This window comes from Nigerium sp. (assembly GCF_039811905.1).
GTDB lineage: Bacteria > Actinomycetota > Actinomycetes > Propionibacteriales > Propionibacteriaceae > Propioniciclava.
On sequence record NZ_JBDHZL010000123.1, the window covers coordinates 1 to 7,384 of the forward strand.

At 71.7% G+C, this 7,384-nt stretch carries 6 protein-coding genes; 5 read left to right on the forward strand and 1 reads right to left on the reverse strand.

The genetic code is table 11. The features are described 5' to 3' along the window. Positions 1–75 precede the first annotated feature (75 nt). Positions 76–1,251 (forward strand): NlpC/P60 family protein, encoded by a 1,176-nt coding sequence (locus tag WMJ97_RS13525; protein ID WP_347349528.1) that lies wholly within the window; start codon positions 76–78, stop codon positions 1,249–1,251. A gap of 782 nt (positions 1,252–2,033) precedes the next feature. Beyond that, on the forward strand, positions 2,034–3,095 hold the full coding sequence (locus WMJ97_RS13530; protein ID WP_347349529.1) for an NlpC/P60 family protein: 1,062 nt from the start codon (positions 2,034–2,036) through the stop codon (positions 3,093–3,095). Positions 3,096–3,267: 172 nt separating this feature from the next. Here WMJ97_RS13530 and WMJ97_RS13535 read toward each other — a convergent pair whose 3' ends face one another. Further along, positions 3,268–4,032 (reverse strand): alpha/beta fold hydrolase, encoded by a 765-nt coding sequence (locus WMJ97_RS13535; RefSeq protein WP_347349530.1) that lies wholly within the window; start codon positions 4,030–4,032, stop codon positions 3,268–3,270. 83 nt (positions 4,033–4,115) lie between these two features. Here WMJ97_RS13535 and WMJ97_RS13540 point away from each other — a divergent pair, with 83 nt between their 5' ends. Genes WMJ97_RS13540 through WMJ97_RS13550 form a run of 3 tightly spaced genes read left to right on the forward strand, consistent with a single transcriptional unit; the run spans position 4,116 to position 7,332 of the window. Beyond that, positions 4,116–4,856 (forward strand): lysophospholipid acyltransferase family protein, encoded by a 741-nt coding sequence (locus tag WMJ97_RS13540; RefSeq protein ID WP_347349533.1) that lies wholly within the window; start codon positions 4,116–4,118, stop codon positions 4,854–4,856. 41 nt (positions 4,857–4,897) lie between these two features. Continuing rightward, complete coding sequence (locus WMJ97_RS13545; protein WP_347349531.1) at positions 4,898–6,289, forward strand: 3-deoxy-7-phosphoheptulonate synthase class II; 1,392 nt, start codon at positions 4,898–4,900, stop codon at positions 6,287–6,289. Beyond that, positions 6,286–7,332 (forward strand): threonine aldolase family protein, encoded by a 1,047-nt coding sequence (locus WMJ97_RS13550; RefSeq protein ID WP_347349532.1) that lies wholly within the window; start codon positions 6,286–6,288, stop codon positions 7,330–7,332. Before WMJ97_RS13545 ends, WMJ97_RS13550 begins: the two co-directional genes overlap by 4 nt. Positions 7,333–7,384: the final 52 nt, after the last annotated feature.

The following is a 7,384-nucleotide window of genomic DNA, read 5'->3' on the forward strand; positions in this document are numbered from 1 at the left end:
TGCAGGAACCGACTGCCGATTCTTCCCCATTGGTCATGTCGACCCCTCCCTCTGCAGAAGATTTAGGAGTCGTGCGTGGTGTTTCAACGCAAGCCGCTCGCGTCCGCCGCGGCCGCTTCGATCGTCTTGGCGTTCGGCGCGGTCATCCCCCCTCAGGTGGCCCACGCCGACCCCTCCGCGGTCGCGAGCGCTCGTGCGAAGGCGCAGGACGCCTCGGCGGCCGTGGCCGCCGCGCGCGCCGAGTTGCAGCGGCTCGACACCGAAGAGAGCGCGATCGCGGAGGAGTGGCTGCAGGCCAAGCTCCGCGTCCAGCAGAGCCAGCAGAAGGTCAACGGGTTGAAGGCCGATGTGGCCGCGCAGACCAAGAAGGTGGACGCGATCGCCGCGCAGGTGCGCGAACTCGCGCGGGCCGACTTTCAGAACCAGGGCCTCGACCAGGCGACGAAGATCTTCGTGAGCGGCGACCCCGATTCGTTCCTGAAGGCGATCTCGACGGCGTCCCAGGTGGACGACAACATCAACGCGGTCATCCAGCGCTATCAGGCGGAGCAGGCAAACCTGACGGATCTGAAACGGGCGGCCGACGCCGAGCTGGCGTCCAAGGCGCGCGAAGAGGCCAGGCTCGCTCAGCTCGACAAGCAGGCGAAGCAGAAGGTGGCCGAGCAGCAGGCCGTCCTCAATCAGCTCACCGCGCAGGAGCGCGCGGCGCTGGCCGAGCAGGAGCGGCGCGAGACCGAGGAGTTCGCGCGGCAGGCTGCGCTGGCCGGCGAGCGCACGCGCGTCAGCGACGGGCGGGCGACGCCGGCGTCCGGGCCGGCCGCGCGCGCGGGGCGGGCGTCCACGGATACGGTGCCGCGGCTCGGCGCGATGGTGACGCAGGATGCGTCGGGCAGCGCCCGCGGGGTCGCGGCCGCCACGTACGCCAAGCAGCAGGTGGGCGACGCGTACGTGTGGGCCGCGGAGGGTCCTGACGAGTTCGACTGCTCCGGGCTCACGCTCATGGCCTACCGGGCCGCCGGCATCGCGCTGCCGCACTCGTCGCGCGTGCAGTCGGGCATGGGTGAGCCGGTGGCGGCGAACGACCTGCGTCCGGGGGACCTGCTGTTCTGGTACAACCCCGTCCATCACGTGGGCATCTATGTGGGCGACGGCATGTTCGTCCACGCGCGCAACCCGCGGGTGGGCGTGGTGATTCAGCCGTTGTCGTCCTACGACGCGCCGTTCTCCGGTGCGCGCCGGGTGGTGGGCTGACCCCCGGGCGAGCGTTTCTACCTGACGTTCTCCACACTCTGGTGTGGAGAACGTCACACGCCGACCGGGCCAGCGGAGCCCGGTGCGCGTGCCCCTTCCTTGCGGCGGTTCGGCAGTCCCGTGGCTCTCGGCCGTTCGTCGGCCCCTGCCCAGGCGTCCCCGGCAGGACGCCGCGACCTTCGCCCTGCCGCTCACTCGATTCGCCGCCACTCGATGAGGAGCCTTTGCCGGAACCCACCTCCGCACCGGGGAAGAGGGCGTGATCGAGCGGCGGCGAGTCGACGGCCGCCGTCCCTGAGGACGCCGGGGGACTCGCGGTCGGGGGGACTCGCGGGAGAGAGGGACGCCGTCCGGGACGGCGTCCCGGGCGCCCTCCCGGACGCCGTCTTCAGCCCCGACCTGTGTGACGTTCCCCACACCAGAGTGTGGAGAACGTCAGGTAGAAACGCCCACGCGGGGCGAGCGCGGCACGCCCCCTGATGGTTCTCAGGGGGAATCAGGGGGATCTCTCATGGTTCCTCCCCAGAGTCCAGGATTTCTCTTAGGTCGCGTTTCAGGGACCGACACGCCTTCCCACTGAGGCATATGCGTCTGAGTAGGCCCGTCGCCGCTGGTCGGCGCCCAGATCTTCTCCGATTCAGTTAGCGCTTCTTGAGAGTTTGACTTACTCTTTCTCAGGGAACGCCTCGGGACGCTACAACGGCAGCACCGCTCCTTCCCCGGAACGACTCAGGGCTTTCCCTCTCCACACTGCATACGGCTTACCGAAGGAGCGTGACCCCATGTCCCGCAATCGCAAGTTCCTGGTGTCTGCTGCCGTCGTCTCCCTGACGTCGGCGCTCGCGCTGACCGCGTCGCCCCTGGAGGCCATGGCGGCGCCGGCGAAGGCACCCACCATCGATCAGGTGAAGGCGGACATCGCTCGCGTCGAGGGCGAGTCCAAGTCCATCGAAGAGGACTACGCGGGCAAGGCCGCCGCCCTGCGCTCCACCTACGCCCAGCTCAACAGCACGAAGAGCGCCGTCTCCGCGCAGCAGGCCAAGGTCAAGCAGCTCGACGCCCAGGCGCGCGCGGCCATCAACGGCGTCGTCGCGACGTACTCGACGAGCGGGGCGAACGCCGCGGTCGTCCGCGAGTACACGGCCCGCCTCGAGCGCCTCGGGCAGCTGAACCGCACCGCGGCCGCGCAGGCCAAGGCTGCGGCCGCCGGCGAGGCGACGCTGGCCGGCCTCGCCGCGAAGGGCGACGCCAAGGCCGCGGAGGGCGACCAGTTGCTCGCCTCCCTCACTCCCGAGAATCAGAAGGTGCTCGAGGGCGAGCAGGCGACCGAGCGCGCCCAGAGCGCCGCGACGGCCGCCGACCAGCTCGACGCCCTCAAGGATGCCGAGAAGACCGCCCAGCAGCCCGTGCAGGCGGACGCCATCGGCGGCTCCACCGAGGCCACCGGCGCCCAGTCGCTCAGCATCGCGAGCTCGATCTCGCACCCCGGCATTCGCCGCGTCGTCAGCTACGCGATCTCCAAGGTGGGCCGCAGCCAGTACGTGTGGGGCGCCGCGGGCCCGTCGAACTTCGACTGCTCCGGACTGATGCTCGCCTCGTACCGCCAGATCGGCGTCTCGCTGCCGCACAGCTCGCGCGCGCAGGCGACGCGCGGCCGGTGGGTCTCCCGCTACGGCCTGAAGGCCGGCGACCTGATCTTCTACTACAGCCCGATCAGCCACGTCGCGATGTACGCCGGCAGCGGCTACATCGTCCACGCGCGCAACACCCGCGTCGACATCGTGCTGCAGAAGTTCAACGCGTACCCGGCCAAGTTCAACACGGCCCGCCGCATCGTCGGCTGACCCATCCAGGACCCTCCGTCGCGTCGCAGCCCTCAGGGTTGCGACGCGGCGGCGCTTAACGCGCCGCTCGCGAGACCCGGGGACGCCGGGCGCGCGCATCCGACGCCGGGCGTCCGTCGCACGGGGACGCCGGGGCGGGCGACACCGAGGGACGCCGCCGGGCGTCCGTGCCTCAGGGTCGCGGGGCGGCGTCCGGGCGATGGCTCGCGATGAACGCGAGCGAGCGGTCGGCGATGAGGTCGGCGTCGTGGTCGAGCGTGGCGACGTGGTAGCTGCGCGCGAGGGTGACCTCGGCGATGTCCAGGGAGGAGACCTGCCGCCGGATCAACTCGGCCGACGACGCCGGCACGACGTGGTCGACGCTCGACGTCATCAGCATGATCGGGCACGTCACCAGGTCCAGGTACGGACGGATGTCGGCCCACAGCCGGGTGAGCTCGTGCGCGGCGGCCACCGGCGTCCGGTCGTAGGCGCCCTCCAGGACGCCGGGCTTCGCGATGTCGTTCGCGATGGACGCCTGCGACGCGATCACGTGCTTCATCGCACCGGCGAGCGGCAACAGCCGGTTGCTCGCGGACATCGCCGGGTTCACCAGGATCAGCGCGGCGACGGCGTCCGGCTGGCGCTCGGCGAGCCGCAGGGCGAGCGCGCCGCCCATCGATAGGGCGGCGACGAACACCGGCTCCCCGGACGCCCGCCTCAGCGCCAGCAGCTCGCGCTCCGCGACGGCGTACCAGTCCTGCCAGGAGGTGCGGGCGAGCTCGCGCCACGTCGTGCCGTGCCCGGGCAGCCGGGGGAGGCTCACGCGGTACCCCTCGGACGCCGTCCGCTCCGCCCAGGGGCGCAGCGAGCGCGGGCTTCCGGTGAAACCGTGCAGGAACAGGACGCCGCCGGTGCCGTCGGTGTGCAGCGGCCGCGCTGATTCGGAGACGGGCATGGCGACCATGCTAGACATGCGGGCGCCGCGGGTGCGGGTCCCCGGCGTCACACACTAGGGTGACCGCTGCAGGAGGTGCGCCCGTGTGGTACCAGTTCTTCAAGTTCGCGCTGATCCGTCCGCTCGTGACGCTCGGCTATCGCTCCCGCGTGGAGGGGCTCGACAACGTGCCGCGGCACGGCGGGGCGATCCTCGCGTCCAACCACATCTCGGCGGCCGACACGCTCGTGATGCCGGCGCTGATGCGCCGGCGGGTCACCTTCCCCGCGAAGGCGGAGCTGTTCAAGGGCGACCGCGGGTTCGTGTCGAAGGTGATCGCCTGGTTCCTCAAGGCGATCGGCCAGGTGCCGCTCGACCGCTCGGGTGGGCGGGCGTCCAATGAGGGGCTGGGGCCGGTGCTGAACGCGCTGGAGGAGGGGCACCTCGTCGGCATCTACCCCGAGGGGACGCGCTCGCCCGACGGCCGGCTCTACAAGGGCAAGACCGGCGTGGCGCGCATGGCGCTGGCGGCGGGCGTCCCGGTGATCCCGGTCGCGATGGTCGACTCCGAGCTCGACCGCAAGGTGCTGGGCATCCCGTGGGCCGACCACCCGGTCGTCCGGGTGGGGGAGCCCCTGGACTTCTCTCGCTACAACGGGCGCGAAGACGAGCGGGCGGTGACCCGGTGGGTCACCGACGAGATCATGACCGCGATCCAGCAGTTGGGCGGGCAGACCTACGTGGACGCCTACGGCACGTCGGTCAAGTACGGCAGCATGACCGCCGAGGAGGCGGCGCGCCGGGTCAAGGAGCGTCCGGGCGACGGGAAGCCGGCGCCCGCGTAGAACCCGGAGCGGGGCCCGCCGCGCTCAGGTACCCTGACCGGGTGTCTGACCAGATCCCGACCCTGAACCAGCTGCACGCGGTGGGGGCCGCCCAGCAGCCCACCTACCCCGACCACGCGGCCGTCGACGAGGTCGTCGCCGAGTTGCGCCGGCGTCCTCCGCTCGTCTTCGCGGGCGAGTGCGACGACCTGCGGGCGCGCCTCGCGGACGCCGCGGCCGGCCGCGCGTTCTTGCTGCAGGCCGGTGACTGCGCGGAGACGTTCGGCAACGTGACCGCCGCGGCGATCCGCGACACGCTGCGGGTGCAGCTGTCGATGGCGATCGTGCTGCAGTACGCGGCGCAGGTGCCGGTCGTGAAGGTCGGGCGCATCGCCGGGCAGTACGCGAAGCCGCGCAGCAAGGACACGGAGACGCGCGGGGAGGAGACGCTCCCGTCGTACCGCGGCGACGCGGTCAACCGGTTGGAGTTCACGGCCGACGCCCGCGTGCCCGACCCGCGGCGTCTGGTGGACGTCTACAACATGTCCGCGGCGACGCTGAACCTGGTGCGCGCGTTCGTGCAGGGCGGGTTCGCCGACCTGCGCACGATCCACTCGTGGAACTCGGCCTTCGTACGGAACTCGAACGTCGAGGGCCGCTACGAGGCGCTCGCCGGCGAGATCGAGCGCGCGCTCGCGTTCATGATCGCCTGCGGCGTCGACGACGAGGAACTGCGCACCATCGCCTACTACGCGTCTCACGAGGCGCTGCTCATGGAGTACGAGCACGCGCTCACCCGCATCGACTCGCGCACCGGCACGCCGTACGGCACGTCGGGGCACATGCTGTGGATCGGCGAGCGCACGCGTCAGCTCGACGGCGCGCACGTCGAGTTGCTGCGGCACCTGCGCAACCCGATCGGTGTGAAGGTCGGCCCGACGGCCGACCCGGCCGAGGTGGTCGCGCTGGCGGAGGCGCTCGATCCGCAGCGCGAGCCCGGACGCCTCACGCTCATCAGCCGCATGGGCGCCGACCAGGTGCGCGACCGGCTGCCGGCGATCATCGAGGCGGTCGAGGCGTCCGAACGGAAGGTCGTGTGGGTGTGCGACCCGATGCACGGCAACACGTTCTCGACGTCCAACGGCTACAAGACCCGCAGCTTCGACCGGGTGGTCGCCGAGGTGACCGGGTTCTTCGACGTCCACGAGCAGTTGGGCACGTGGCCGGGCGGCGTCCACATCGAGCTGACCGGCAGCGATGTGACCGAGTGCGTCGGAGGCGTCCAGGAGCTGGCGGAGGCCGACCTGGTGAACCGGTACGAGACGGCCTGCGATCCGCGGCTGAACCGCAACCAGAGCCTCGAGCTCGCCTTCTACGTGGCCGAGCGGCTGAACGACGACCTCATCAAGCGCGGGTCGAACCCGGTGCAGGAATTCGAGCCGCGCGAGCTGTGACGACCCCGATGATCGATCTGCGCAGCGACACGGTCACCCAGCCCACGGACGCGATGCGGCGGGCGATGGCGGAGGCGCCCGTCGGCGACGACGTCTACGGCGAGGACCCGTCGATCGCCGATCTCGAGGCGCGCGTCGCCGCCCTGCTCGGGCACGAGGCGGGACTGTTCTGCGTGACGGGGTCGCTCTCGAACCAGCTCGGGGTGTGGGCGCAGGTGCGTCCGGGACAGGAGGTGCTCTGCGACGCCGGCGCGCACATCGCGCGGGCCGAGATGGGCGCGCACGGGGCGCTGTCGGGCGTGACGATGCGCACGTGGGTGACGCCGCACGGCGTCGCGGAGGCCGCACAGATCGAGCGACTCCTCAGCCCGGACGCCGGCCCCTACCTGGTGTCGACGGCGTGCGTCGCGTTGGAGAACACCCACAACTTCGGCGGCGGGACGATCCAGCCGCTCGCGCACCTGCGGGAGGTGGCCGCGCTGTGCCGCGACGCCGGCGTCGGCCTGCACCTGGACGGGGCGCGGCTGTGGAACGCCCACGTGGCGTCCGGGGTGGCTCTCTCGGAGTACGGTCGGCTCTTCGACACCGTCAGCGTGTGCTTCAGCAAGGGGCTGGGCGCGCCGGTGGGGTCGATGCTGCTGGCGTCCGAGGAGACGATCGCGCGGGCACGCGTCCAGCGGAAACGGCTCGGCGCGGGCTGGCGGCAGGCGGGCGTCCTGGCGGCGGCGGCGTCCTATGCGGTGGAGCATCACGTCGGCCGGCTGGCCGACGACCACGCCGCGGCCAGGGCATTCGCGGACGCCGTCGCCGCGGCCGCGCCCGGGGCGGTGGGGCGTCCGGAGACGAACATCGTCGTGGTCGGGACGGGCGTCCGGACGGCGGCGCAGGTCGTCGCCGAGGCGTCCGCGCGTGGGGTGGCGATCTCGGCGGTCGGCGGGCGGGTCGTCCGGGCGGTGACGCACCTCGGCGTCTCGCTCGCGGACGCCGCGCGCGCCGGCGCGATCGTCGGGGAGATTCTGGCGGGCGTGGGCGTTTCTACCTGACGTTCTCCACCGCAGAGTGTGCGGGCGTGTGCGTTTCTACCTGACGTTCTCC

Coding starts and splice junctions, on each gene's coding strand:
- WMJ97_RS13535 (WP_347349530.1), bottom strand. CDS start 4,032: ATGCCCGTCTCCGAATCAGCGCGGCCGCTGCACACCGACGGCACCGGC.
- WMJ97_RS13530 (WP_347349529.1), top strand. CDS start 2,034: ATGTCCCGCAATCGCAAGTTCCTGGTGTCTGCTGCCGTCGTCTCCCTG.